General features: G+C 67.3%; 23 protein-coding genes. 7 read left to right on the top strand and 16 right to left on the bottom strand.

Annotated elements, in window-relative coordinates; genetic code table 11:
- Nucleotides 1-180: 180 nt before the first annotated feature.
- From lipA to ACM2ZB_RS18465, 3 genes are read right to left on the bottom strand one after another with little or no spacing between them, the layout of a single operon-like run.
- Nucleotides 181-1,191 carry a lipoyl synthase gene (gene lipA / locus ACM2ZB_RS18475; RefSeq protein WP_116865059.1) on the bottom strand — a complete coding sequence of 337 codons (1,011 nt, stop codon included), beginning with the start codon at nucleotides 1,189-1,191 and terminating at the stop codon, nucleotides 181-183.
- Nucleotides 1,192-1,209: 18 nt separating this feature from the next.
- Nucleotides 1,210-1,923, bottom strand: coding sequence for a lipoyl(octanoyl) transferase LipB (lipB, locus tag ACM2ZB_RS18470; protein WP_416056510.1), 714 nt, complete (start codon nucleotides 1,921-1,923; stop codon nucleotides 1,210-1,212).
- A complete protein-coding gene (locus ACM2ZB_RS18465; RefSeq protein ID WP_108766364.1) occupies nucleotides 1,911-2,189 on the bottom strand; it encodes a YbeD family protein in 279 nt (92 codons plus the stop codon). The genes lipB and ACM2ZB_RS18465 overlap by 13 nt, the downstream gene beginning before the upstream one ends.
- A 259-nt stretch (nucleotides 2,190-2,448) precedes the next feature.
- On the opposite strand from ACM2ZB_RS18465, the gene ACM2ZB_RS18460 reads away from it, so the two are divergent.
- On the top strand, nucleotides 2,449-3,507 hold the full coding sequence (locus ACM2ZB_RS18460; protein ID WP_416056509.1) for a lipid A deacylase LpxR family protein: 1,059 nt from the start codon (nucleotides 2,449-2,451) through the stop codon (nucleotides 3,505-3,507).
- A 183-nt stretch (nucleotides 3,508-3,690) separates the two neighbouring features.
- Here ACM2ZB_RS18460 and ACM2ZB_RS18455 read toward each other — a convergent pair whose 3' ends face one another.
- The 9 genes from ACM2ZB_RS18455 to ACM2ZB_RS18415 form a co-directional block, all read right to left on the bottom strand.
- Nucleotides 3,691-4,908 carry a D-alanyl-D-alanine carboxypeptidase family protein gene (locus ACM2ZB_RS18455; RefSeq protein ID WP_313442316.1) on the bottom strand — a complete coding sequence of 406 codons (1,218 nt, stop codon included), beginning with the start codon at nucleotides 4,906-4,908 and terminating at the stop codon, nucleotides 3,691-3,693.
- A gap of 98 nt (nucleotides 4,909-5,006) precedes the next feature.
- Nucleotides 5,007-6,278 (bottom strand): septal ring lytic transglycosylase RlpA family protein, encoded by a 1,272-nt coding sequence (locus ACM2ZB_RS18450; protein WP_416056508.1) that lies wholly within the window; start codon nucleotides 6,276-6,278, stop codon nucleotides 5,007-5,009.
- On the bottom strand, nucleotides 6,275-7,420 hold the full coding sequence (gene mltB / locus ACM2ZB_RS18445; RefSeq protein WP_416056507.1) for a lytic murein transglycosylase B: 1,146 nt from the start codon (nucleotides 7,418-7,420) through the stop codon (nucleotides 6,275-6,277). The genes ACM2ZB_RS18450 and mltB overlap by 4 nt, the downstream gene beginning before the upstream one ends.
- 530 nt (nucleotides 7,421-7,950) lie before the next feature.
- A complete protein-coding gene (gene rodA, locus ACM2ZB_RS18440; RefSeq protein ID WP_416056506.1) occupies nucleotides 7,951-9,036 on the bottom strand; it encodes a rod shape-determining protein RodA in 1,086 nt (361 codons plus the stop codon).
- A gap of 254 nt (nucleotides 9,037-9,290) precedes the next feature.
- Entirely contained in the window at nucleotides 9,291-10,403 is a 1,113-nt protein-coding gene (rodA, locus tag ACM2ZB_RS18435) for a rod shape-determining protein RodA (protein ID WP_313442324.1), read from the bottom strand.
- Entirely contained in the window at nucleotides 10,400-12,475 is a 2,076-nt protein-coding gene (gene mrdA, locus ACM2ZB_RS18430) for a penicillin-binding protein 2 (RefSeq protein WP_416056505.1), read from the bottom strand. The genes rodA (ACM2ZB_RS18435) and mrdA overlap by 4 nt, the downstream gene beginning before the upstream one ends.
- 3 nt (nucleotides 12,476-12,478) lie before the next feature.
- Nucleotides 12,479-12,964, bottom strand: a complete 486-nt coding sequence (gene mreD / locus ACM2ZB_RS18425; protein WP_008265483.1) for a rod shape-determining protein MreD — start codon at nucleotides 12,962-12,964, stop codon at nucleotides 12,479-12,481.
- On the bottom strand, nucleotides 12,961-14,133 hold the full coding sequence (gene mreC / locus ACM2ZB_RS18420) for a rod shape-determining protein MreC (protein ID WP_416056504.1): 1,173 nt from the start codon (nucleotides 14,131-14,133) through the stop codon (nucleotides 12,961-12,963). Before mreC ends, mreD begins: the two co-directional genes overlap by 4 nt.
- A 121-nt stretch (nucleotides 14,134-14,254) precedes the next feature.
- Complete coding sequence (locus tag ACM2ZB_RS18415) at nucleotides 14,255-15,301, bottom strand: rod shape-determining protein (RefSeq protein WP_005419402.1); 1,047 nt, start codon at nucleotides 15,299-15,301, stop codon at nucleotides 14,255-14,257.
- A 283-nt stretch (nucleotides 15,302-15,584) separates the two neighbouring features.
- Between ACM2ZB_RS18415 and ACM2ZB_RS18410 the strand changes: the two genes are divergently transcribed.
- Nucleotides 15,585-16,523 (top strand): carbohydrate kinase family protein, encoded by a 939-nt coding sequence (locus ACM2ZB_RS18410; RefSeq protein WP_313442329.1) that lies wholly within the window; start codon nucleotides 15,585-15,587, stop codon nucleotides 16,521-16,523.
- A 186-nt stretch (nucleotides 16,524-16,709) separates the two neighbouring features.
- Here the strand turns inward: ACM2ZB_RS18410 and ACM2ZB_RS18405 are convergent, their stop codons facing one another.
- The 4 genes from ACM2ZB_RS18405 to ubiE all read right to left on the bottom strand — a co-directional run bounded on the left by ACM2ZB_RS18405 (nucleotide 16,710) and on the right by ubiE (nucleotide 21,088).
- Nucleotides 16,710-17,333, bottom strand: a complete 624-nt coding sequence (locus ACM2ZB_RS18405; protein ID WP_416056503.1) for an HAD family hydrolase — start codon at nucleotides 17,331-17,333, stop codon at nucleotides 16,710-16,712.
- Nucleotides 17,321-18,052, bottom strand: a complete 732-nt coding sequence (locus tag ACM2ZB_RS18400) for a hypothetical protein (RefSeq protein WP_416056502.1) — start codon at nucleotides 18,050-18,052, stop codon at nucleotides 17,321-17,323. Before ACM2ZB_RS18400 ends, ACM2ZB_RS18405 begins: the two co-directional genes overlap by 13 nt.
- Nucleotides 18,053-18,214: 162 nt before the next feature.
- Complete coding sequence (locus ACM2ZB_RS18395) at nucleotides 18,215-20,143, bottom strand: M1 family metallopeptidase (RefSeq protein WP_416056501.1); 1,929 nt, start codon at nucleotides 20,141-20,143, stop codon at nucleotides 18,215-18,217.
- 183 nt (nucleotides 20,144-20,326) lie between these two features.
- Nucleotides 20,327-21,088, bottom strand: coding sequence for a bifunctional demethylmenaquinone methyltransferase/2-methoxy-6-polyprenyl-1,4-benzoquinol methylase UbiE (ubiE, locus tag ACM2ZB_RS18390; protein WP_108766376.1), 762 nt, complete (start codon nucleotides 21,086-21,088; stop codon nucleotides 20,327-20,329).
- Between the two features lie 81 nt (nucleotides 21,089-21,169).
- Here ubiE and ACM2ZB_RS18385 point away from each other — a divergent pair, with 81 nt between their 5' ends.
- From ACM2ZB_RS18385 to ACM2ZB_RS18365, 5 genes are all read left to right on the top strand, one after another.
- Nucleotides 21,170-21,622, top strand: coding sequence for a nucleoside deaminase (locus ACM2ZB_RS18385; RefSeq protein WP_005411083.1), 453 nt, complete (start codon nucleotides 21,170-21,172; stop codon nucleotides 21,620-21,622).
- Between the two features lie 198 nt (nucleotides 21,623-21,820).
- A complete protein-coding gene (locus tag ACM2ZB_RS18380; protein ID WP_416056500.1) occupies nucleotides 21,821-22,078 on the top strand; it encodes a hypothetical protein in 258 nt (85 codons plus the stop codon).
- Between the two features lie 74 nt (nucleotides 22,079-22,152).
- Nucleotides 22,153-22,482 (top strand): hypothetical protein, encoded by a 330-nt coding sequence (locus ACM2ZB_RS18375; protein WP_313442341.1) that lies wholly within the window; start codon nucleotides 22,153-22,155, stop codon nucleotides 22,480-22,482.
- A 73-nt stretch (nucleotides 22,483-22,555) separates the two neighbouring features.
- The gene (locus ACM2ZB_RS18370; protein WP_416056499.1) at nucleotides 22,556-22,978 is read left to right on the top strand and encodes a low affinity iron permease family protein; all 423 of its coding nucleotides are present in this window, start codon (nucleotides 22,556-22,558) and stop codon (nucleotides 22,976-22,978) included.
- A 283-nt stretch (nucleotides 22,979-23,261) separates the two neighbouring features.
- Nucleotides 23,262-23,714, top strand: a complete 453-nt coding sequence (locus ACM2ZB_RS18365; RefSeq protein WP_416056498.1) for an REP-associated tyrosine transposase — start codon at nucleotides 23,262-23,264, stop codon at nucleotides 23,712-23,714.
- The last annotated feature ends 96 nt before the right edge of the window (nucleotides 23,715-23,810 follow it).

Genomic DNA, 23,810 nt, shown 5'->3' with positions numbered 1-23,810 from the left:
TGTGAATGGCCGGGAAGCGTCCCCCGGGACACCGGCTGTCAGATTGCCGATGGCATCGGGTGGAGAGCCCCCTGAGTCAGGGGGCGGCCGCGAAGCGGCGGGGGTGTGGGGGGTGGTAAGCCGGGGCCCACGATGTGCGTAGCGCATCGTGGGAAGCGGTAGCGCGCATCGCGCAACCGCTTACCGGACGCCGGCGCCCTTGGCCTGCACGTCGGCGTGGTACGACGAGCGCACCATCGGGCCGGAGGCTACGTGGCTGAAGCCCAGTTCGTAGCCGTAGTCTTCCAGCGCCTTGTAGTCTTCCGGGGTCCAGTACTTCAGCACCGGGTGGTGGTGCGCGGTCGGCTGCAGGTACTGGCCGATGGTGATCATGTCCACATCATGGGCGCGCAGGTCACGCATGGTGGCCTTGATCTGCTCGAACTCCTCGCCCAGGCCCAGCATGATGCCGCTCTTGGTCGGCACCGACGGGTGCTGCGCCTTGAAGTTCTTCAGCAGGGTCAGCGACCACTGGTAATCCGCACCCGGGCGCACGTTGCGGTACAGGTCCGGCACGGTTTCGATGTTGTGGTTGAACACGTCCGGCGGATTCTGCGCCAGGATCTCCAGCGCGCGCTCCATGCGGCCCTTGCCACGGAAGTCCGGGGTCAGCACTTCAATGCGGGTGCCCGGCGATTTCTCGCGGATGGCGGTGATGCAGTCGACGAAGTGCTGGGCACCGCCGTCACGCAGGTCATCGCGGTCGACGCTGGTCACCACCACGTACTTCAGGCCCATGTCGGCCACGGTCTGGCCGAGGGTGGCCGGCTCGTTGGCATCGGGCGGCTTGGGGCGGCCGTGGGCCACGTCGCAGAACGAGCAGCGGCGGGTGCAGACCTCGCCCAGGATCATGAAGGTGGCGGTGCCGTGGCTGAAGCATTCGTGGATGTTCGGGCAGCTGGCTTCTTCGCACACGGTCACCAGACGGTTCTCGCGCAGCTTGGCCTTCAGGTTCTGCACGGCATTGCCCGAAGGAATGCGCACGCGGATCCAGGACGGCTTGCGCAGCACCGGCGCGTCGGCGAACTGCACCGGCGAACGGTTGATCTTGTCCCCGCCCATCTGCTTGACGCCCACCTGCAACGGCGCGGCGGACGGAAGCTCGGCCTGCACGATCTGCAGGGGAATGGTGCGGGCGGTGGTCTCAGTCATGGCAGTTCCGGGGGGCGGTCAGGCGGCCGCAGAAAGATCGGGCAGTTCGGGCGTAGGCTGCAGCAGCAGGCCGAACTGGCGGGCCAGGTGGTCCAGCAGCACCGGCTTGACGGCGTCCATCCCGGACGGGCCACCCAAGTCTACCACCGAGGTCACCTGCAACCCCTGGTAACCACAGGGGTTGATGCGGTGGAAGGGTTCCAGGTCCATGGCCACATTGAAGGCCAGGCCGTGGAAGGTGCAGCCGCGGCGGACGCGGATGCCGAGGGCGGCGATCTTCGCATCGCCCACGTAGACGCCCGGCGCACCGTCACGGCGCTCGGCACCGATGTTCCACTCGCCGAGGGTGTCGATGATGGCCTGTTCGATGCGGCAGACGTAGTCGCGCACGCCGATGCCCAGCCGCGGCAGGCGCAGCAGCGGGTAGACCACGATCTGGCCGGGGCCGTGGTAGGTCACCTGGCCGCCGCGGTCGACGTGCAGCACCGGGATATCGCCCGGTGCCAGCACGTGTTCGTCCTTGCCGGCCTGGCCCAGGGTGAACACCGGGTCGTGCTCGACCACCCAGAGTTCATCGGCGTCTTCGTCGCTGCGCTGGTCGGTGAAGCGCTGCATGGCGCGCCAGACCGGTTCATAGGCCTGGCGGCCGAGGTCGCGCACCACCGCAGGGCGGGCCGGGCGCAGCCCGGGGGCCGCTTCTTCTGCCGGGCAGCTGCTGGCTACACCGTCCACTTCACTTCCGGGTGGTCGCGCAGGGCCTGGTGGGCCACGTCGTACTGTTCGCGGTTCTCGGCCCGGAACACCAGGCGCACCGAGACGTACTTGCCGTTGGACGAATGCTTCCAGCTGATGCGCTCGTTCACCACGTCGACGCCAGCGGAGATCAGCAGGCGGGGGAGGTCGTGCTCCAGGCCGCGGTTGGCCGGGCCCATCGCGCTGAGCTCGAACTGACCGGGGAACTGGAAGCCGTGTTCGGGGTTGTCGGACTTGATTTCCATGGACCCATTATCGGGCCGCAGGGCAACAAACCCAAGAGTATTCATCTTGCCCGGCGCATGCGCTGGCGGGCTGCTGCGTTGCAGATGAATGCCTGTTCAGCTGGCGGCCGGCTGCGGCAGGGCGGGCGCCGCCAGCACAATGTCGTTTTTCGGAACAGACCAGTGAACGATAAGCGCTCGTTCCCTCACAGGCCGGGGAGTACCGTGTCGTTGCATAAAACGACAGACACCGATCCCCTTCCTGATGATCATCCCATCCATGCGTACTGCTGCCGCCTTCGGGCTTTCCGGCCTGATGGCCGCTGCCCTGCCCCTGACCGCCCTCGCCGCCCCCCAATGTGGTCCTGATGCGATGCGTGAACACCCGCCGCAGGTCAATTTCCGCGTCGACAACGACCTGTTCGGCGGCAAGGACCAGGACCAGGGCTACACCAACGGCGCCCAGCTGACCCTGGTATCGCCCAACCTGGTGGACTACACCGACGATCCCTGCCTGCCGCGGATGGCGCGCTGGGTGAACCGCCACCTGGAGCGCCTGCACCCGGGCGAGTTCGAACAGCAGAACATGATCTTCAGCCTGGCCCAGGGCATCTTCACGCCCACCGATTTCAGCCGCAAGGATCTGATCGAGGATGACCGCCCCTACGCCGGCGTGCTTGTGGCCAGCTTCGGCTACAACGCCCGCCGCGGCGACCGCCTGCAGACCACCCTGCTGACGGTGGGCGTGGTCGGCCCCTGGGCACAGGGCAAGCAGGTGCAGAACGCGGTGCACGACCTGCTGGGCGACGAGAAATTCCAGGGCTGGGACAACCAGCTGCACAACGAACCGGTGTTCATGTACACCCACGAGCGCATGCGCCGCTGGCCGGGCGATGCCAGCGTGAATGCTGGCGGCTGGGGCTGGGATGCGATCAGCCACTACGGCGGCTCGATCGGCAACCTGGAAACCAAGGCGAATTTCGGTGGTGAAGTGCGCTTCGGCTGGAAGCTGCCGGACGACTTCGGCAGCACCCCGCTGCGCCCTGCCGGTGAAAATACCGCGCCGACCCGCGGCGGCAAGCCCAGTGGCTGGTCCTGGCACCTGTTCGCCACCACCGATGCGGCCTGGGTGATCCGCGACATCACCCTGGACGGCAACACCTTCCGCGACAGCCACAGCGTGGACAAGCGCCATGTGGTGGCCTACGGCGGCTACGGCGTGGCGGTGATGCGCGGCCGCTGGAAGTTCGCGATGGCGCGCTACCACAGCACCCGCGAGTTCAATGGCCAGCGCGAAGCGCCGGTGTTCGGCAGCTTCACCATCAGCCGGTCGATGTAGGTAGGTGCCGACCGTTGGTCGGCACACCGGTTGAACCGCTCTGTAGAGTCGAGCCATGCTCGACTGATGGCAACGACAGCAACGACAGCAACGACAGCAACGGCAGTCGAGCATGGCTCGACTCTACAAAAGCAAAAAGGCCGGCTTTCGCCGGCCTTTTCATTCAACCCACCGGGGTGTGGATCATTCCGATTCCCACCACATCCAGAAGCTGTCCCACAGGCGCTTGAAGAAGCCGGCTTCTTCAACAGCGGCCACGGCCACCAGCGGGGCTTCGGCCACTACCTTGCCATCCAGGCTCACCTTGACGGTGCCGATCTGCTGGCCGGCGGTGAACGGTGCCACCAGGCTCTTGGGCACGTCGATGCTCGGCTTCAGGTCGTTGTAGCGGCCGCGCGGCACGCTGACCAGCATCGGCTGGGCCACGCCCAGCTGCACCTTGTCGGTGGTGCCCTTCCACACCTTGTGCTCGGCCACGGCCTTGCCCGGCTCGTAAAGGCGGTGGGTTTCGAAGAAGCGGAAGCCCCAGTTGAGCAGGGCCAGGCTGTCATCGGCGCGCTGCTTTTCCGACGAGCCACCCAGCACCACGGCGATCAGGCGCTGGTCGCCGCGCTGGGCCGAGCTCATCAGGCAGTAGCCGGCTTCGGAGGTGTGGCCGGTCTTGATGCCGTCCACGCTGCCATCGCGCCACAGCAGCAGGTTGCGGTTGGGCTGCTTGATGTTGCCGACCTGGAATTCCTTCACCTTGTTGTAGGCGTAGGTTTCCGGGTAATCACGCACCATCGCGCGGCCCAGCAGCGCCAGGTCGTAGGCGGTGCTGTGGTGGCCTTCGGCGGTCAGGCCGTGGGCGTTGACGAAGTGCGAATCCTTCATGCCGATCTTGGCGGCGTAGCTGTTCATCAGCGAAGCGAATGCTTCCTCGCTGCCGGCCACGTGTTCGGCCAGGGCGATCGCGGCATCATTGCCGGACTGGATCGCCATGCCCTTCTCCATGTCTTCCAGGCGTGCAGTCTGGTTGACCGGGAAGCCGCTGTAGCTGCCATCGGTGCCGGCGCCACCCTCGCGCCAGGCGCGCTCGCTCATCATCACCTGGTCGTCGGTACGGACCTTGCCGTTCTTGACCTCGGCGGCGACCACATAGGAGGTCATCACCTTGGTGATGCTGGCCGGGGCCAGCTGCTCATGGACGTTCTCGCCGGCCAGCACCTGGCCGGTGGCGTAATCCATCAGGACCCAGGCCTTGGACACGGTCGGCACCGGAGCCGGCGGCGTGGCCACGGTTGCCGGGGCGGCGGCAGCGGCGGGCGCCGGGGCAGCCGGGGTCGGCAGCGGCGTCTGGGCGGAAGCCAGACCAACCACCAGGGTGGCGGCCAGGGCGGTGGCGGCGGAACGGAAATTCATTGGACTGCAGGCTCCAGGGGACGGCCAGAATGGAGGGTGGTACGGGCGGCCATTGTAAGGCCGGTGTGGCAGGGGCCGGCAGCACCGGCCCGGGCGGATCAATCCTTGACGATCTGCGGCGAACCCAGGCCCAGACCGGCGATGCGGCCGACAAGTTCCGCCGCGCTGGCATGGTCGTTGGCGGGTACGCGCAGGCGGAACAGGGTGCGGCCACCGGCGACGATGTCGCTGATGGTGGCACCGACGATGCCGGCGGCGCTGAGCTGGCCCATCGCACGGGTGGCGTTGTCGCGGCTGGAGAAGCTGGCCACCTGCACCATCACTGCGCCGACCACCTGCTGGGACAGGGTGGGCGCGGCAGCGGCAGGCGCCGGGCCGACACGCACTGGGGTGGCGGGGCGCGGCGCAGCGGCGGCCACGGCCACCGGCGCGGCGGGCGCGCTGCGCACCGGCGGCGGTGCACTCGGCGGCAGGGTGCTGACCGCCACGTCCGGCAGGCTGCTGCTGGCGGCCTGGGTGGTGGCAGGCTGGCCACGGGCTGGCGTGCCATCGGCCGGCAGGCGCTGTACCAGGCGGTCGATATCGCTGGGCGCCGCCGCGCGCGGCGCAGCTGACGGGCGGGCCGCCGCCACGGCAGTGGCCGCGGCTTCGGCGGCACGGCGTTCGCGGCGCGAGGGCTTCTGCGCCAGCAGGTTGCTTTCGCCCGGCTGCAACGCGCGCACTTCCACGTTGCCGGTGCCGCGCTGGGTGATGCCCAGGCGCACGGCGGCGGCATAGCTGAGATCGACCACGCGGCCATCATGGAAGGGGCCACGATCGTTGACGCGCACGATCACCGATTCGCCGTTGTCCAGGTTGGTCACGCGGGCAAAGCTGGGCAACGGCAGCGTCTTGTGTGCGGCGGTGAACTGGTACATGTCATAGACCTCGCGGTTGGAGGTCAGGCGGCCATGGAACTTGGCGCCGTAGTACGACGCGGTACCGCGCTCGACATAGTCATGGGTGTCGTCGAGCACCTTGTACGACTTGCCCAGCACCACGTACGGCGATTTGTTGCCGATGGCCGAGCGCTCGATCGCGGTCACTTCCGGTTCGGGAATGCAGGCCACGTTGGGCACGTAGCTGGGCGTGGTGTCTTTCACGCCCGGCTTGTACAGGCCACCGGCGGTGTAGTTGCCGCGGGTGCTCAGATCTTCGGTGGCTGCCGCATACGGCGAGCCGTCCGGGCAGTGCGCAGGGCGCCCGCCCTTGCCCTGCACCACCGTGCCGGGCACCTTGCCGCCATGGCCGGCACTGGGTTTGTTCGGTGCGCTGCTGCAGGCAGCCAGCGCAAGCACGACGATACCGGAGACCAGCCATCTGATGTTCATGCCGGGGGCAGCTCCTGTCCGGCAATGGCCTGGGACAACTGGAACACGGCCATCGCGTACATCTTCGAGAGGTTGTAGCGGGTGATCGCGTAGTAGTTCTGGAAGCCCAGCCAGTACTGCTTGCCGGTGCTGCCTTCCAGCGTGACCGGGGTGGCCGTGGCACCGGGCTGCACCGCGACGCTGGGCTGGTAGCCGCGCTGGGCCAGATCGGCCAGCGACCAGGTCGGCATCCACTCGGTCGGATTGAATTCCTCGCGCCCCGGCGCCAGCGTGGCCGGCACCGCTACCTGTCCGCCGCGCACCCAGCCGCCCTTCTTCACGAAGTAGTTGGCGATGGACGAGAACACATCGTCGTAGCTGGTGAACAGATCACGGCGGCCATCGCCGTTGCCGTCCACGGCGTAGTCCAGATAGCTGGACGGCATGAACTGGCCCATGCCCATCGCCCCGGCGTAGCTGCCCTTGAGCGTGGTGATGTCCAGCTTTTCTTCGCGGCCCAGTTCGAACAGCTTGGCCAGTTCATCGCGGAAAAACAGCTCGCGGCGCACTTCGCGTTCCAGCTTGGCCGGGTCGCCACTGCGCGGGTAATAGAAGGCCAGGGTGTACAGCGCATCCAGCACGCGGTGGTTGCCGGCGTTCTTGCCGTAGCTGGTTTCCACGCCGATGATCGCCACGATCACTTCGGCCGGCACGCCAGTGCGCTGCTGCACGCGGTCCAGTTCGGCACGGTGTTCGGCCAGGAAAGCGCGGCCGCCGTCGATGCGCGCCTTGCTGATGAACATCGGCCGGTATTCGTTCCACGGCTTCACCCGTTCGGCCGGGCGCGACATGGCCGCGATGATCGGCTGGCGCACCTGCGCCTGGTCGAGCACGCGGGAAATTTCAGCCGGCTGCAGGCCGTAGCGCTTGGCGGTGTCGGTGATGAAGCGGGCGCGGGCGGTCTCGAACGGCACCGGGGTGAGGTCGACCGGCGGCGCGGTGGCTGCGGCGGCTTCGGGCGCGGCTTCGGCCGGGCCGGCAGGCTTGCTGACCGGATGGCGCGGCGTGCTGCTGGCCTGGGGTGAAGTCGGGGGAGCCGTCGGCTGGGTCGCGCAGGCGACCAGACCGAGGGTGAGCATGCAGGCCAGGGAGCGTCGAATCATCGTCGCAGGTTAGCAGGTCATGGATGAATTAAAACCCCTAACACCATGAATCACAACGATTTGCGCGCGTTCAGCGGGAAATGTGAAGGCGTCGTGATTGCCCTGCCCCAATTCAGGCAGAGGTTGCCGGTTGCGCCCCCATCCCCGCAGGCGCAACCGGCGACCGGATCCGGTCGATACCCGCGCGGCTGCCGCTCCCCAGTGGCAGTACCCCGCGCTCCCTGTATCCGTTGGATCAGTACTGCTTCCCGCCCGACGCCCCCTCGCGCTGCATCGAAAGACGGCGCGCCGTGCCGAACGGGCCGCCATTGTGCAGGCCGATTGCGACAAGTCCATTGATCCGGATCAACGCCGCGTCAAAGTGTGAATTGGTCCGCACTTTTTATGGAACTTCGTCGATGGGGAGGGCGGGTTCGTGGTGTCGAGCGTGCACGGCTGCGCTTTGATGTAGAGCCGAGCCGATGCTCGGCTGCTTCCCGCGAAGCGCAGCCGAGCGTGGGCTCGGCTCTACAGAAGCAACGGCGGCGGCTTCAGCCGTAGCCAGCGTGTATCGGGTTGTGCACGCGCACGGCCATCACCAGCCCGATGCCAGCCAGCAGCGATACGGCGGAGGTGCCGCCATAGCTGACCAGCGGCATCGGGATGCCCACCACGGGCAGCAGGCCGGAAATCATCCCGCCGTTCACCAGCACATAGACGAAGAACGCCAGCCCCAGGCTGCCCGCCAGCAAGCGCGCATGCGTGTCGCGCGCGTGCGCGGCAATCCACAGGCAGCGCCCCACCACGAACAGGTACAGCGCGAACATCGTGGCCACGCCAATCCAGCCGAATTCTTCGCCCAGCACCGAGAACGCGAAGTCGGTGGTGTACTCGGGCAGGAAATCCAGCGTGGCCTGCGTACCCTGCCCCCAGCCGCGGCCTTCCCAACCGCCCGACCCGATCGCGATGCGCGACTGCAGGATGTTCCAGCCTGTGCCCAGTGGATCGGCGGCGGGGTCGAGGAAGGTCAGCACCCGGTCCTTCTGGTACTGCCGCAGCAGGCCAAACCAGGCCAGCGGCGCGGCCATCGAAACGCTGGCCAGGCCGGCCACCACCCAGCCCCAGTGCAGGCCGGCCAGCAACAGGGCGAACACGCCGCTGGCGGTCACCAGCGTGGCCGTGCCCAGGTTGGGCTGCAGCAGGATGAGCAGCGCCGGCACGCCGATCAGCACCGCGGCGGTCAGCACCGTGCGCGGGGACGGTGGCAGCGGCTGGCGATGCAGGTACCAGGCCATCATCAGCGGCAGGCTGAGTTTGAGCAGCTCGGAGGGCTGCAGGTAGAACACGCCCAGGTTGAGCCAGCGCTGGCCATACTTGCCGGTGCCGACCACATAGACCGCCATCAACGGCAGCATCGACAACGCGTACAACGCCGGGGTCCACGCGCGCAGGCGCAGCAGCGATACCCGCGACAGCAGCCACATCGCCGCCAGGCCACCGGCAAAGCGCGCGGCCTGCCCGGCCACCGGGCCCGAGACACTGTGCAGCACGGCCAGGCCGGCCGCCATCAGCAGCAGCAACGCAAGCAGCAACGGCAGATCGATCGTACGCACCGCCTCGCGGCAGATGCCAAACATGCGTTTCCATTCCACGCAGGCAGGGTAGCGGGCGGCGCTTGCGCGAAGCTTTCCAATGCCGGTGGGGATGGCGCGGCGCTACCGAGCGATGCTTCTGGTAGAGCCGAGCCCATGCTCGGCTGCGTTTCGCGGAGAGCAGTCGAGCATGGCTCGACTCTACAAAAAGCGGAGAGCAGCCGAGCGTGGCTCGGCTCTACAAGAAGCGGAGAGCAGTCGAGCGTGGGCTCGACTCTACAGAAGCGGCTGCGCCGGGCTCAGCCGTAGCCGCCGTGCACGGGGTTGTGGCTGCGTACCGCCATCACCAGCCCGAAGCCGGCCAGCAGCGAAACCGCGGACGTACCGCCGTAGCTGATCAGCGGCATGGGCACGCCCACCACCGGCAGCAGGCCGGAAATCATCCCGCCGTTCACCAGCACGTAGACGAAGAAGGCCAGGCCGGTGGCACCGGCCAGCAGCCGCGAATAGGAATCGCGCGACTGGCTGGCGATCCACAGGCAACGCCCGATCACCACCAGGTACAGGGTCAGCACCAGGGCCACCCCCATCCAGCCGAATTCCTCGCTCAGCACGGAGAACGCGAAGTCGGTGGTCTGCTCGGGAATGAAGTTCAGGTGGGACTGCGAGCCTTCGCCCCAGCCCTTGCCGTCGAAGCCGCCGGAACCGATCGCGATCTTCGACTGGATGATGTTCCAGCCCGCGCCCAGCGCGTCCATCTCCGGGTCCAGGAACATCATGATGCGGTCCTTCTGGTACGGCCGCAGCAGCCAGAACCAGGCCAGCGGCGCGACCGCGGCCACGCCGCCCACGCCCAGCCCGACCCACCACCACGGCAGGCCGGCCAGCAGCAGCACGAACACGCCGCTGGCGGCGATCAGCACGCCGGTGCCGAAGTCGGGCTGCAGCATCACCAGGCCGGTGGGCACGCCGATGATCACCATCGACACCAGCACCGTGTTGAAGCGCGGTGGCAGCGGCATGCGGTGCAGGTACCAGGCCACCATCATCGGCAGGCTGACCTTCAGCAGTTCGGCCGGCTGCAGGTAGAAGAACTTCAGGTCCAGCCACTGCCGCCCGTACTTGCCAGTGCCCAGTACGAACACCGCCAGCAGCGGAATCATCGAGATCGCATAGATCATCGGCGTGGCCGAGCGGATGCGCAGGATGGGCACGCGCGAAATGGCCCACAGCGCTGCCAGGCCCACCGCGAAACGCGCGCCCTGGGCCATCACCAGGCTGTCGCCGCCGGCGCTCTTCAGCGTGGCCAGGCCGATCACCATCAGCGTGCCCAGGGCCAGGCACAGCACCCAGTCCAGGGTGCTGAAGAAGCGGCGCAGCATGTCGCCGGCCCAGCGCAGGAAGACTCTCATTGGGCCGCCTCCGCAGCGGTCGGGCGTGGCGTGGCCGGCAATGCGGCGGCGGCCGGCGTGCTCGGCAGCGGTGCCGGCGCCGGTTCCGGTGCGGGCACGCCGACCAGCACCGGATGCTCGGCCAGCTGCGCGGCGGCCGCATCACCGGCCGGGCGCGCGTTCACGTCTTCGTTGTCGAAGGCGGTCACACCGATGGCGGTGGTACCGCGTTCGGCATCCAGCGGCTGCATGCCTTCAGGCATCTTGCCCAGCAGATAGGCATCGAACACCTTGCGCGCGATCGGTGCAGCCGCCGAACCACCGTAGCCGCCGCCTTCCACGGCCACCGCAATGGCGATCACGGGGTTGTCGACCGGCGCGAAGCCGACGAACAGCGCGCGGTGGCGCAGATGCATGGGCAGGCTCTTGGGATTCACCGCAGCGGTGCCCTTGCGGCTGATGACCTGCGCGGTACCGGTCTTGCCGGCCATCACATACGGCGCACCGACCGCCACGCGCCAGCCGCTGCCGCCGGGCCGCATGGTCGCCATCATGCCCTCGCGCACGGCCTGCACGTTGTTGGGGTTGGGGCTGACCGGCTTGCTTTCACCCGGCGGCATCGCCGCCCAGTTGCTGTCGAAGCCGTCGCGCTGCTGGATCACCAGATGTGGGGTGCGCAGCTGGCCGTCGGCCAGTGCGCTGACACCGCGCGCCAACTGCAGCGGGGTGACCTTCCAGTCACCCTGGCCGATGCTGATGTTGACCGTATCGCCCGGGTACCAGGCTTCCTTGCGGCTTTTGCGCTTGTAGGCCGGCGACGGCAGGATGCCGCCGATTTCGCCGGTCAGGTCGATGCCGGTCGGCTGGCCGAAGCCGTAGTACTCCATGTAATGGTCGAAGCGCTCGATGCCCAGGTCCAGCGCAAGCTTGTAGTAATAGGTGTTGACCGATTCGGCGATGGACTTGCGAAGGTCGGTCCAGCCGTGGCCGCCACGGTGGGCGTCACCCCAGCCGCGCGAGGTGCCCGGCAGGTAGAACATGCCGGTGGACAGCACCTTGTCTTCCGGGCGGCGAACACCCGAATCCAGGCCGGCCAGGCCGATCAGCGGCTTCAGGGTGGAGCCGGGGGCGACGCCACCCAGCACCAGGCGGTTGAACTGCGGCCGCGACGGGTTCTCGTTCAGTGCCTTGAAATCGGCATGGGAGATGCCGTTGACGAACAGGTTCGGGTCATAGGACGGCAGGCTGACCATGGCCAGCACTTCGCCGGTACGCGGGTCCATCGCCACCGCCGAGCCCTCCTGTTCGCCGAAGGCGGCGACCATGGCACGCTGCAGGTCGGCGTCGATGGACAGGCGCAGATCGGCGCCGGACTGTGCGGCCACCCGGCCGATGGTGCGGATGGCACGGCCCTGCACGTTGGTCTCGACCTGCTCGTAGCCGACCTTGCCGCGCAGTTCCTGCTCGTAATAGCGCTCCAGGCCGGACTTGCCGATATGGGTCAGCGCCGCGTTGCCCTCGCCCAGGATCTCCAGATCCTTGTCATCTACGCGGCCGACATACCCGATGATGTGCGCGAACAGATCGCCATACGGGTAGCGGCGGGTCAGGTAAGGCTCCAGCTCGACACCGGGGAAGCGCCAGCGATCGACCGCGAAACGGGCCATCTCCTCGTCGCTCATGCGCAGCTTGAGGGTGACCGGCAGGAACTTGCGGCGCGCCTTGCGCGACTTGTTGAACGCTTCCAGCTCTTCGGGGCTGATGTTGATGATCTTCGCCAGCCCTTCCAGGGTGGCGTCCATGTCCTTGACCTTGTCCGGGGTCACATCCAGGCGGAACGCCGGCACGTTTTCGGCCAGCAGCCGGCCGTTGCGGTCGTAGATCATGCCGCGCCCGGGCACCACCGGCCGCGGCTTGATGCGGTTGGCTTCCGAACGGGTGGCGTAGATGTCGTGGTCCAGCACCTGCAGCTTGAAGTACCAGCCGCCCAGGCCCAGCAGGCACACCAGCACGCCGAGGAAGCCCAGCGCCGCGCGGCGGCGGAACTGTTCGGCTTCAGCGTGCGGGTTCTTGACCTGGCGGCGCGGGATCATGGCTCAGCGCCCGCGCTTGCCGAAACGCACTGCGTCCAGCAGCACGAACACCAGCGGCCACAGGCCCATGCCCAGAAGGGGCGCCCACCAGTACGACCACGGCAGGGTCGGTTCGCCCACCAGGATGTGCACCAGCGCGCTGACGATGCGGTCGTTGAACAGCAGGCCACCGATGGCCAGCATCTGCTGGGACATCGGGAAAAAGCGGATGCGGGCACGGAAGCGCTGCAGGATGAAAGCCAGCATGACCAGGCGCAGCGCCTGTTCACCCAGCACCCCGCCGTACAGCAGATCGGCGATGACGCCGCTGGCAAAGGCCACGCCCAGGCCGACACGCTCGGGGGCTTCGATGACCCAGTAGGCCAGCACCAGCGCCAGCCAGTACGGGCGCAGCGGCTGCAGCAGCGCCGGCAACGGCAGCAGGCCCAGCAGCAGGGCCACGACCAGGCTGGCCGGCAGCACCCAGGGGTTGTCGCGCAGGCGGCTCATCGTGCGGGCTCCTGCGGGATGGGTTGCGTGGGCTGCGGTTGCCGGCCAGCGGCCGGCACTACCGTAGCGCCGGCTGGAGTGGAGCCCCCTTCCTGTTGAAGGGGGCGCGCCGACGGCGCGGGGTTAAGGGAGGATGCGGGGGCAACAGTCCTCGTCGGCGACGAGGGCTGTTGCCGGCCAGCGGCCGGCACTACCGGGGCCGGCATTACCGGGGCCGAGCCAGCGTCGGGAGCTGCGGTTGGCGGGGTGCCTGCCTGCAGCGCCTCAGCCGCTGCAGGGCCGCCTGCGGCACCGGCGTCCAGACTCTTGCGCAGCTCCGGTGGGATCCGGATCGCCGCACCCGGCCGCAGCAGCAGCACGTCACGGCCACGGTCCAGCTGGGCCGCCGGCTTCAGCTCGCCCACAAGGAAGGCATGGGTATCGTCCGGGCGCAGGCCGGTGATGGTGCCGACCGGGAAACCGGCAGGGAAACGCCCGCCCAGGCCGGAGGTGACGATCTCATCGCCCACTTCCACGCCCGCGCTGAGCGGAATGTCACGCAGTTCCAGCGTGTCGCCACGCCCGTAGACGATCAGGCGCACGCCGTTGCGGGCCACGGTCACCGGCACGGCATGATCCGGGTCGGTCAGCAGCAGCACGGTGGACGTGCTGCCGGTGGTGCTGATCACCTGCCCCATCAGGCCGCCGGCATCGATCACCGCCTGGCCGACATGCACGCCTTCGCGGCTGCCGGCATCGAGCACCAGGCGCTGCTTCACCGGGTCCAGGTCGATATCCAGGATCGGCGCCAGCTGCACATCCAGCCCGCTGCGCTCGGCCACGTTCAGCAGTTCGCGCAGCTGGGCATTGTCCAGCGCGGCGGTCTGCAGGCGGGTCAGGCGCGCGTTGGCCAGCAGCAGCTGGTTGCGCAGTTCGCGGTTTTCGGTCACCAGCTGGCCATGGCTGGCCGCGCTGTCCTTGACCTGGTTGCCCAGCTTGCCCGGCAGGCCGGCCAGGGCCCACACCGGTTGCACCAGGCTGTTGGCCTGCTCGCGCAGGCGCGCAAGCCAGCCGGCCTGGTCGTCCAGCACGATCAGGGTGATGGCCAGTGCCAGGTAGGCCAGCAGCCGCAGGGGGCTGGCGGCATCACCGGATCGGGAAGCGACGGGAGGTCCGGCGTAGGGCGGCACGGCAACGATTCAACTGGCAGAAGGCGGAAGGGAAACACGCGGGCGCCCCGCCGGTGTCGACCCGCCGGCAGGGCGGGCCGCACCCCGGAGGGGCGCTGCGGGCAGGAGCAGCCGGGACGGCTTATTCCGGCGCAAAGAACTCGTTGCCGTGCATGTCGACCAGTTCCAGCGCACGACCACCACCGCGGGCCACGCAGGTGAGCGGGTCGTCAGCCACCTGCACGTGCAGGCCGGTTTCCTCGGAAATCAGGCGGTCCAGGTCACGCAGCAGGGCGCCACCACCGGTCAGCACGATGCCGCGCTCGGCGACGTCGGCACACAGTTCCGGCGGGGTCTGTTCCAGGGCCAGCTTGACCGCGCTGACGATGCCCGACAGCGGCTCGTGCAGGGCTTCGAGCACCTCGTTGGAGCTGATCTTGATCATCTTCGGCACGCCCTCGGCGAGGTTGCGGCCGGAGATTTCCATCTCGATCACTTCCGCCTGCGGGTAGGCGCAGCCCAGCTCGACCTTGATGCGCTCGGCGGTGGCTTCACCGATCAGCATGCCGTGGTTGCGGCGCACGTAGTTGGTGATCGACTCGTCGAAGCGGTCGCCGCCGATGCGGACCGAGGCCGAATAGACGATGCCGTTCAGCGAGATCACCGCCACTTCGGTGGTGCCGCCGCCGATGTCGATGACCATCGAGCCACGGGCCTCGGTGACCGGCATGCCGGCGCCGATCGCGGCGGCCATCGGCTCTTCGATCAGGAACACGTCACGGGCACCGGCTTCCTCGGCCGATTCCTTGATCGCGCGGCGCTCGACCTGGGTCGAGCCGGCCGGCACGCAGACCAGCACGCGCGGGCTCGGGCGCAGCACGCGGGATTTGTGCACCTTCTTGATGAAGTGCTTGAGCATCGCCTCGGTATAGGTGAAGTCGGCGATGACGCCGTCCTTCATCGGGCGGATGGTGGTGATGTGGCCCGGGGTACGGCCGAGCATCTGCTTGGCTTCGGCGCCTACGGCTGCCACCGAGCGGGTGCCACCAATGGCACGGTCCTGGCGCACGGCCACGACCGACGGCTCGTTCAGCACGATCCCCTGCCCGCGCACGTAGATGAGGGTGTTGGCCGTGCCCAGGTCGATGGACAGGTCGTTGGAGAACATGCCACGGAGTTTCTTGAACATCTGAGGAAGGAGTCCTGAGGGGTGTCGTGCCCGCCGCGGGATGGCGAAAAAATGGGCAGAATTCGAGGCCGACAAGCCTAGCAACCCGCTTCCCGCCGAGCAAGGAAAAAACTAGCTGAACCCGCGACTTGGCTGGGTTTCGGCCTGATCGGGCATCACCCGGTTCTGGCCCTGAGCGGCACCAGCGGGTAACCTTTGCGCCGTCGGGCGCCCAAGGGCGCCATTTGCTTGCTGGCCGAAGCCGGCCGGCCCACCCCGAAATTCACCGCATAGGCTTACATCGATGTCCGCTCTGATCTGTGGTTCTCTTGCCTTCGACACCATCATGGTGTTCCCGGACCAGTTCAAGAATCACATCCTGCCGGACAAGGTGCACATCCTGAACGTGTCCTTCCTGGTGCCGCGCATGCGCCGCGAACTGGGCGGCTGCGCCGGCAACATCGCCTACAACCTGAAGCTGCTGGGCGGCAGCCCGATCCCGATGGGCACCGTCGGCCAGGATTTCGGTCCGTACCGTGAGCACTTCGAGCGCATGGACATCGACCTGAGCCAGGTGCGGGTGCTGGAGGACATGTTCACCCCCCAGTGCTTCATCACCACCGACCACGACAACAACCAGATCACCGCCTTCCATCCGGGCGCGATGATGCGTTCGCACGAGAACCACGTGAAGGACGTGCCGGGCGTCACCTTCGGCATCGTCGCGCCGGACGGCCGCGACGGCATGATCCAGAACGCGGCCGAGTTCCTGGCCTGCGGCATCCCCTTCATCTTCGACCCGGGCCAGGCCCTGCCGCTGTTCAACGGCCCGGAGCTGCGTGACTTCATCGAGCAGGCCGACTACGTGGTGGTCAACGACTACGAGTCGAACCTGCTGCAGGAACGCACCGGCTGGGACGAGAAGCAGATCGTCAGCCGGGTGAAGGCCTACATCACCACCCGCGGCCCGAAGGGCGCAGTCATCCACACCCCGGAAAAGAGCTACGACATCCCGCCGGCGCACGAGCGCCGCGTGGTCGACCCGACCGGCTGTGGCGACGCCTTCCGCGCCGGCCTGATCTACGGCATCCAGAAGGGCTACGACTGGCTGACCATCGGCCGCATGGGCAACCTGATGGGCGCACTGAAGGTCGAGCACCCGGGCACCCAGAACCAGCGCTTCACCTTCGAAGAGTTCCACGAGCAGTTCAAGCAGCAGTTCGGTTACGCGCTGGGCGCGTAAGCCGAACTGCCCGCGCATTTCGATGCGCGATCGGGAACTGCTCTGGCAGGTGTCGACCTTGGTCGGCACTGCCGGCCAGCGGCCGGCACGTTGCCTGCGCTTTGTAGAGCCGAGCCCATGCTCGGCTTTCGCGCTCCAGCGCGACCCGACCGCAGAGCAGCCGAGCATGGGCTCGGCGCTACACGGTCATGCGGCCTGCCAGGCCGCCAACAACCCGCGGCAATCGGCGAAATGCCAGTCCGCGCGGCCCGGCCATGGGTTTTCTGGAAGGTTGACCAGCACGGTATGCGCCCCCGCAGCGCGGCCGCACTCCAGGTCGTAGGCATGGTCGCCCACCATCACCGCCGCGCCGGCACCGATGCCCCAGCGCCGCAGGTGCTGCTGCACGCCATCAGGCGAAGGCTTGGGCACGGCCTCGCCACGGCCGATGATGCCGGCATCGTCAAACAGATCCCCTACCCCGATCGCCTCCAGCGTCAGCTTGGCCAACGCATGGTCGTTGCGGGTCAGGATGCCCAGCTCGCAACCCGCCGCGGCCAGCGCGCGCAGCAGCTCGACCGCGCCGGGCGCCGGCAGCGCGTCCTCGGCCAGGTCACGCTCATGGTCCAGCAGCCAGGCATGCTTGCGTGCCGCCTCCGCAGCCGGCAGGCCTGCCAGATGCACCAGGATGTCCGCACTGGCCGGAATGCCCAGTTCGCGCTTGATCCGCTGGAAATCGTGCATCGCCACGGTCAGCGTGCCATCCATGTCGAACACCCAGTGGCGGATCGTCGACAGCGCCGCCACCGCAGTGGCCGTCACTTCCACCACTGCGGCATGCGGCTGGTGTCCACGCCGCCAGTCTCGAACACCGCGGTACGGGTGCCACCGGCCTTCACCGGGAACTCGATGCTGATCGACTTGCCCTTCTGGGCCAGCTTCCACAGCGCCTTCTGATCGGTGATGAACATGGCGATGGCCTCGTCGGTCTTCGGCCGCCAGGCCGCCATCGGGATCGCCTTGCCATCGTCCACGGTCACCTTCACCGAGCACTGCGGGCAGCGGAAATCGCCCGCCTGCAGTACCAGGTAGGCATGCCGCTTCCACTCGGGGTGGTCGCGGAACACCAGCTGCACCGGCTTGGCACCGCTGCCATCCACATCCACCCGTTCCTTGCTGTAGATCGACGCCGAGCGCTGCACGCCCTTGCTGCCGACCGGAATCTCGTTGTACTGCCACAGCGCCTGCATGCGGCGCAGGTCGCGCGCGGCATCGCCCTTGGCCTTGACCTCGTCGTAGCCGGCGGCGATGCGCTCGGCGGCAGCGGTGTCCTTGTACTGGTCCAGCAGCGAGGCGCCATGCAGGCGCGCGCGTTCCCAGTCCTGTGCGGCCACGGCCGCGTCGTACTGCTTGGCGACGTCCTCGGCCTTGGCCTCCTTCTGCGCCTGCACGGCGGCCGCGGCGGCTTCCTGCGCCTTGCGCTCCTCTTCCGGGTTGCTGCAGGCGGCCAGGGCCAGGGCGCAGGTGGTGATCAGGATCAGTCGTTTCATGCGGAAGTCCTTTGCGGGTGCCTTTCTGTAGAGTCGAGCCATGCTCGACTGACTGCCCAACAACAGTCGAGCATGGCTCGACTCTACAAATGCCTTGGAGCAGCAGTCGAGCATGGCTCGACTCTACAAAAAAAAGCGCCGGGGGATGCCCGGCGCGTTTTCTTACTTGGCTTCAGCCTTGGCCAGCAGATCCTGCACCGAGGCGGTGGTGATCGGGTGGTAGCCCGGCTTGGCCTTCTCGAAGGCCTGCTTGGCCAGCTCCAGACCCTTCGGGGTCTTCACCAGTTCGGCGTAGATCGGCATGATCAGCTTGCGACGGCCGACGCGCTCGATGAAGGCTGCAGCCGCTTCATTGGCCTGCTCGTAACCGCTGCGGATGGCCAGCGGGTACCAGCGCATGGCGATCTCGCCATTGGGCGTGCCGGTGAAGTGGAAGGCCTTGTCCAGCGTGGCCAGCTTGTCCAGCGGCAAGGTCGCGCCCAGGCCGTCGATGAAGCGCACCCATTCCTGGGTGCCCCAATCAGCGGTGACCTGGCTGGTCGGCAAGGTGCCCGAACCGGAGAAGGCGATGCGCGCGGCATCCACGCTGCTGAAGTTGCGCGACTGCGCCTTGGCCGCGAACGACGGAATGCCCGGCTCGTCCAGCCACGCCTTCAGCTCGGCTTCGCTCACCGCCGAGGGGTTCTTCGGCAGCAGGTTCTTCTTCAGGTAGTCGACGAACTGGTCGGTGTTGGCGCTCTGGAAGGCATGGTCATCGAACCAGCCACGCAGGAACGGGTCGAAGGTTTCGCGGCCGAAGCGCTGTTCCAGGAACTCCAGGAACCACGAACCCTTGACGTAGGCGACCTGGCTCAGGGCTTCGTCGGGGTCACGCTCGTTCAGCGGCGGCAGGGCCAGGGCCTGGTCGGCCGGGCTCATGTCCTTCACTTCGGCCAGCAGGTCGGTCTGGTCGATCTGCTTCTCCATCTCGGCCATCTCCTTGCCGTACAGGGCTTCGGTGATGCGGCCCTGGACGTAGGTGGTGAAGCCTTCGTTGAGCCAGATGTCCTTCCAGCTGGCGTTGGTCACCAGGTTGCCCGACCAGCTGTGCGCCAGTTCGTGGGCGACCAGCGAGACCAGCGACTTGTCACCGACGATCACGGTCGGGGTGGCGAAGGTCAGGCGCGGGTTTTCCATGCCGCCGAACGGGAACGACGGCGGCAGCACCAGCATGTCGTAACGGCCCCAGCGGTATTGGCCGTACAGCTTCTCGGCGGCACCGATCATCTTCTCGGTGTCTTCGAATTCCTTGGCGGCCTTGTTGACCATGGTCGGCTCGGCCCAGACGCCGGAGCGGCCGGAAATCGGCTCGAACACCAGGTCACCGGCAGCGATGGCCAGCAGGTAGGACGGGATCGGCTGCGGCATCTTGAAGGTGTAATCACCGTCACGCGCGGCCTTCGGGTCGTTGTCGGCGCTCATCAGCACCATCACGTCCGGGCGCGAGGTCACGTGCGCGCTGTAGGTGAAGCGCACGCTCGGGGTGTCCTGCAGCGGCACCCAGGAACGGGCGTGGATGGCCTGCGACTGGCTGAACATGAAGGGCAGCTTCTTGCCCTCGGTCATCGACGGCTCCAGCCACTGCAGGCCCGAGGCGGTCGGTGCGGTGTGGTAGGTCACTTCGACCTTGGCCGGCTGTTCCGGCGCTTCGATGGTCAGCTTGCTGCCGAACACCTTGTCGACCGGGGCCAGGGCGAACTTCAGTTCACTGCGCGCGCCATCGGCGCCGATGGCCTCGACCTTGGACACGCTCAGCTCACGGGTGTCGAGCACCAGCTGCTGGGCGTCCTTCTGCTTCCATTCCAGGGTGTAGGTGGCGGTGCCGCCGATCTGCTTCTGGTCGAAGTCCAGCTTCAGATCCAGCGCGATGTCCTTGATGACGACCTTGTCCGGCTCGGCGTACGAGCTTTCGTCGTGGCTGCGGTTCTCGGCGTTCACGGGGGCGGCGGGGGCCTTTTCGGCAGTCGGGGCGGCGGCGGGTGCGGCCGCCTCCTGGGAGCAGCCGGCGGCCAGGGCCACGGCCAGCGGAAGGAGCATCAGCGGATTACGCATGAATCGGGACCGTTACGGGGATCAAACCCCAATGGTACCTCTCCCTAGCCCCGGGCGCGTTGCGCGATGCGGGGTAAGGCCGGGCCACAGCACCGGTAGTGCCGGCCGCCGGCCGGCATCCGCACGGACGATGGCCGGACACGGGAATGCCGGCCAGCGGCCGGCACTACCGGAAACCCGGGCTTACAGCTTGTAGCCGGAGTGGATCGAGACGATGCCGCCGGTCAGGTTCTTGTAGTGGCAGCGCTCGAAGCCGGCCTGCCCCATCATCGCCTTCAGCTCTTCCTGCGGCGGGTGCTTGCGGATGCTCTCGGCCAGGTACTGGTAGCTGTCCGAATCGTTGGCGAACAGCTTGCCCAGCTTGGGCAGGATCCTGAACGAGTGGAAGTCGTAGATCGGCTTGAACCAGTCGGCGGTGACTTCGGAGAACTCCAGCACGCGGGCCTGGCCGCCCACCTTCAGCACGCGGTACATCTCGCGCAGGCCGGCGTCCTTGTCGGTCACGTTGCGCAGGCCGAAGGCAATGGTCACCAGGTCGAAGCTGTTGTCCGGGAACGGCAGGGCTTCGGCGTTGCACTGCACGTAGTCCAGGCCGAGCACCAGGCCGCGGTTGGTCAGGCGGTCACGGCCGACCGACAGCATGCCGGCGTTGATGTCGCCCAGCACCACCGAACCTTCCGCGCCCACGCGCTCCTTCAGCAGGGCGGCGATGTCGCCGGTGCCGCCGGCCAGGTCGAGCACGCGGTCACCCGGCTTCACCTGCGCGGTGGCCACGTAATAGCGCTTCCAGGCCCGGTGCACGCCGAGGCTCATCAGGTCGTTCATCAGGTCGTAGTTGCGCGCGACCGAGGTGAACACCTCGCCGACAAGCTTCTGCTTGTCCTTGGCGGCCACGTCGCGGAACCCGAAATGGGTGGTACCGGATTTGTAGGGGGATTCGCTCATGCCGCTGATTATCGCACCGCCGGGGCCGCTGCGGGGTAACCGGGCCTTATCATGGCGGCCCATGACCCACCGGAGCCCCGCATGATCACCACGCCCGACTACCAGGCCCTGCTGCAGACCGCCATCGCCGAAGCCCGACAGGGCCTGGCCGAGGGCGGCGTGCCGATCGGCGCGGCGCTGTACCACAACGACGGCCGACTGCTCGGCTGCGGCCACAACCGCCGGGTGCAGGAAGGCGATCCGTCCGTGCACGGCGAAACCGATGCCTTCCGCAAGGCCGGCCGCCAGCGCCGCTACCAGGACACCATCATGGTCACCACCCTGGCGCCCTGCTGGTACTGCTCGGGCCTGGTGCGCCAGTTCAACATCGGCACCGTGGTGGTGGGCGAATCGCGCACCTTCCAGGGCGGCATCGACTGGCTGCGCGAAAACGGCGTCAACGTGATCGACCTGGACAGCCAGGAATGCGTGGACCTGCTGGGCGGCTTCATTGCGCAACATCCGGAAATCTGGAACGAAGACATCGGCGAATAAGCGCTGCGCAGTGATGCTGCACGCTGCTTGATGAACGCTTCAGAGCCGGCACAGCCTTGTGCCGGCGGCGTCAGCGCACTGCGATGTGCGCTGGCGCACATTCAGTTGGGTGAGCTGCACACACGGCCCTAACATCACCTGCACGCACCACGCCTACGGTGGTTCCACCGGGGCCTCTTGTCCCGGCGGGGCCAGCCCATGCGCGCGCACGCCGTACACCCCCTGCCCGACCCGGTACTTGCCGGCATCCGCGACCGGATGACGCAGCAGTTCGCCCTGCATCGAAGCAGCGCGCCGTTCTGGACCGCTTTCCAACGCATGCAACAGGAAGTCGTGCGCGGCCATCCGCGCGACCACGTGCGCCTGTGCAATGCGATGGCCGACATGGCGCAGGGCCTGGGCGCCGTCGCACACGCGCAACTGATCGACGGCAACACCGGCTGCACACCGCGCTGACGCGGCATGCACCGGTGCATACGCCACACTGCGATCAACCCCCACTCCCTGCCACCCAACCGAACTGGAATGCCATGCACGCTGAAGTCCCCACCATCCCACCGGTCATCGATGTCGACGCCGAGCTTGATCACTGGCGCCGGCAGCATGCCGACGGCGCGCTGCCGCACAACTCGTTTGGTTCCTATGTGCCGTGGGTCAAGTTCGCCTGTGATTCGCTGATCACCCAGCCGCGCGCCAGCAATGCGCAGCGCGACGAAATGTTCCAGACCCAGTACGCCCTGCAGATCATGCCGCGCCTGAGCGAGGCGCAGGCCCGCGAATTCGTCGACCGCTGCTGGCAGCACGTCTACCAAACCAGCCGCGCGGTGCGCCTGCAGGACGCCCCGCGCCTGCGCGCCTGACCCGAGCGGCGGCTGCACGGCCCGTGCACGGGCCGATGCCGATCATCCTCGTCACCTGGTTGGAACGACGATGATGAAAGCACGGAGCCTGTTCAATACGATCGCCAAGAAGGCCGCGGCCGCCACCGGCTCGCCGTGGACCTTCCTGGCTGCGGTGGCGATCGTGGTGCTGTGGGGCATCAGCGGCCCCGTATTCGGCTTCAACGACACTTGGCAGCTGGTGATCAACACCGGCACCACCATCATCACCTTCCTGATGGTGTTCCTGATCCAGCATACGCAGAACTCGGACACGGCCGCGATGCAGATCAAGCTGGACGAGCTGATCCGCGCCACCGCCGAGGCCAACAACGAGCTGCTGGACCTGGAAGAGATGGATGAGGAGCGGCTGGAGGAAATCCGCGCCGAGTACGAGCGCATGGCCCGCGAGGCCGGAGACGCGCTGGTGCGGGTGCGTTCGTGCCGTGCGCCGCCGCGCGATGACGAGGCGGTCTGATCAAAGCCGGTAGCGCCGGGCCCTGCCCGGCGAGCGCGAAGCGCGGCCTATGTCCGACGCCGTGAACGCCTGCGCTCTGGTAGCGCCGGGCCCTACCCGGCGGGCGCAGCAGCGCGGTCTGTGTCCGACGCCATGAACGATCAAAGGAAAGCCGTCGGGCATGGCCCGGCGCTACCGAAAACCCGGACACCTGGGAAAATGCCCGGCGAGCGCGGCAGAACCTCACAGGCTGCCAAGGTGTCCGCCGATAGGCGGATTCAAAGCGCATTCCCAGACTGGTCCAATGTCCAGTCGCCATCTACAGCGTGGTCGCGTTTCCCGCATCGATGGGTACTACGTGCTCACCACCGTCGTACTGAAGCGACGCCCGGTATTTGCAGACCCACGCTGCGCAGAATGCCTCGTGGATACGTTGCGCTTCGTGGAGCGCAAGGGGCTCAGTCACTCGTTCGCCTGGGTCGTCATGCCCGACCATGTTCATTGGTTGATGCAGTTGCGCGCGGGAAAGCTCGCGCGATTGATGGGGAGGGTGAAATCACGCAGCAGCCGCCTCTTGAGGCAGCAGTTCGGCGTGGAAACGCCTCTGTGGCAACCGAGCTACTTCGACCATGCCGTTCGCAATGAAGATGCGTTGAGGCGTCATGCGCTCTACATTCTGGGAAATCCGATCCGTGCGGGGCTCGCGGCCGAATTGGATGGGTATCCGCTTGCCTGGTGCCGATGGCCGATGCGATAGCGACTTGACGTGCGGCAGAAGCCGCCGGGCATGGCCCGGCGCTACCGATGTTGCCCCCGCCTTCATGCGCGCCCGGCGTTTGATGTCGGGAACGCC

Source organism: Stenotrophomonas maltophilia, assembly GCF_047782825.1.
GTDB lineage: Bacteria > Pseudomonadota > Gammaproteobacteria > Xanthomonadales > Xanthomonadaceae > Stenotrophomonas.
The sequence above is the reverse complement of the archived record's forward strand: the minus strand, read 5'-3'. Positions and strand labels throughout refer to the sequence as shown.

Bases quoted from the DNA above. Each gene is read 5' to 3' on its own strand.
- rodA (WP_313442324.1), bottom strand. From the start codon at position 10,403: ATGAGAGTCTTCCTGCGCTGGGCCGGCGACATGCTGCGCCGCTTCTTC.
- ACM2ZB_RS18460 (WP_416056509.1), top strand. From the start codon at position 2,449: ATGCGTACTGCTGCCGCCTTCGGGCTTTCCGGCCTGATGGCCGCTGCC.
- ACM2ZB_RS18365 (WP_416056498.1), top strand. From the start codon at position 23,262: ATGTCCAGTCGCCATCTACAGCGTGGTCGCGTTTCCCGCATCGATGGG.
- mrdA (WP_416056505.1), bottom strand. From the start codon at position 12,475: ATGATCCCGCGCCGCCAGGTCAAGAACCCGCACGCTGAAGCCGAACAG.
- rodA (WP_416056506.1), bottom strand. From the start codon at position 9,036: ATGTTTGGCATCTGCCGCGAGGCGGTGCGTACGATCGATCTGCCGTTG.
- ubiE (WP_108766376.1), bottom strand. From the start codon at position 21,088: ATGAGCGAATCCCCCTACAAATCCGGTACCACCCATTTCGGGTTCCGC.
- mreD (WP_008265483.1), bottom strand. From the start codon at position 12,964: ATGAGCCGCCTGCGCGACAACCCCTGGGTGCTGCCGGCCAGCCTGGTC.
- ACM2ZB_RS18410 (WP_313442329.1), top strand. From the start codon at position 15,585: ATGTCCGCTCTGATCTGTGGTTCTCTTGCCTTCGACACCATCATGGTG.
- ACM2ZB_RS18380 (WP_416056500.1), top strand. From the start codon at position 21,821: ATGCGCGCGCACGCCGTACACCCCCTGCCCGACCCGGTACTTGCCGGC.
- ACM2ZB_RS18415 (WP_005419402.1), bottom strand. From the start codon at position 15,301: ATGTTCAAGAAACTCCGTGGCATGTTCTCCAACGACCTGTCCATCGAC.
- ACM2ZB_RS18400 (WP_416056502.1), bottom strand. From the start codon at position 18,052: ATGAAACGACTGATCCTGATCACCACCTGCGCCCTGGCCCTGGCCGCC.
- mltB (WP_416056507.1), bottom strand. From the start codon at position 7,420: ATGATTCGACGCTCCCTGGCCTGCATGCTCACCCTCGGTCTGGTCGCC.
- ACM2ZB_RS18450 (WP_416056508.1), bottom strand. From the start codon at position 6,278: ATGAACATCAGATGGCTGGTCTCCGGTATCGTCGTGCTTGCGCTGGCT.
- ACM2ZB_RS18375 (WP_313442341.1), top strand. From the start codon at position 22,153: ATGCACGCTGAAGTCCCCACCATCCCACCGGTCATCGATGTCGACGCC.
- ACM2ZB_RS18385 (WP_005411083.1), top strand. From the start codon at position 21,170: ATGATCACCACGCCCGACTACCAGGCCCTGCTGCAGACCGCCATCGCC.
- ACM2ZB_RS18370 (WP_416056499.1), top strand. From the start codon at position 22,556: ATGAAAGCACGGAGCCTGTTCAATACGATCGCCAAGAAGGCCGCGGCC.
- ACM2ZB_RS18455 (WP_313442316.1), bottom strand. From the start codon at position 4,908: ATGAATTTCCGTTCCGCCGCCACCGCCCTGGCCGCCACCCTGGTGGTT.
- ACM2ZB_RS18465 (WP_108766364.1), bottom strand. From the start codon at position 2,189: ATGGAAATCAAGTCCGACAACCCCGAACACGGCTTCCAGTTCCCCGGT.
- ACM2ZB_RS18395 (WP_416056501.1), bottom strand. From the start codon at position 20,143: ATGCGTAATCCGCTGATGCTCCTTCCGCTGGCCGTGGCCCTGGCCGCC.
- lipA (WP_116865059.1), bottom strand. From the start codon at position 1,191: ATGACTGAGACCACCGCCCGCACCATTCCCCTGCAGATCGTGCAGGCC.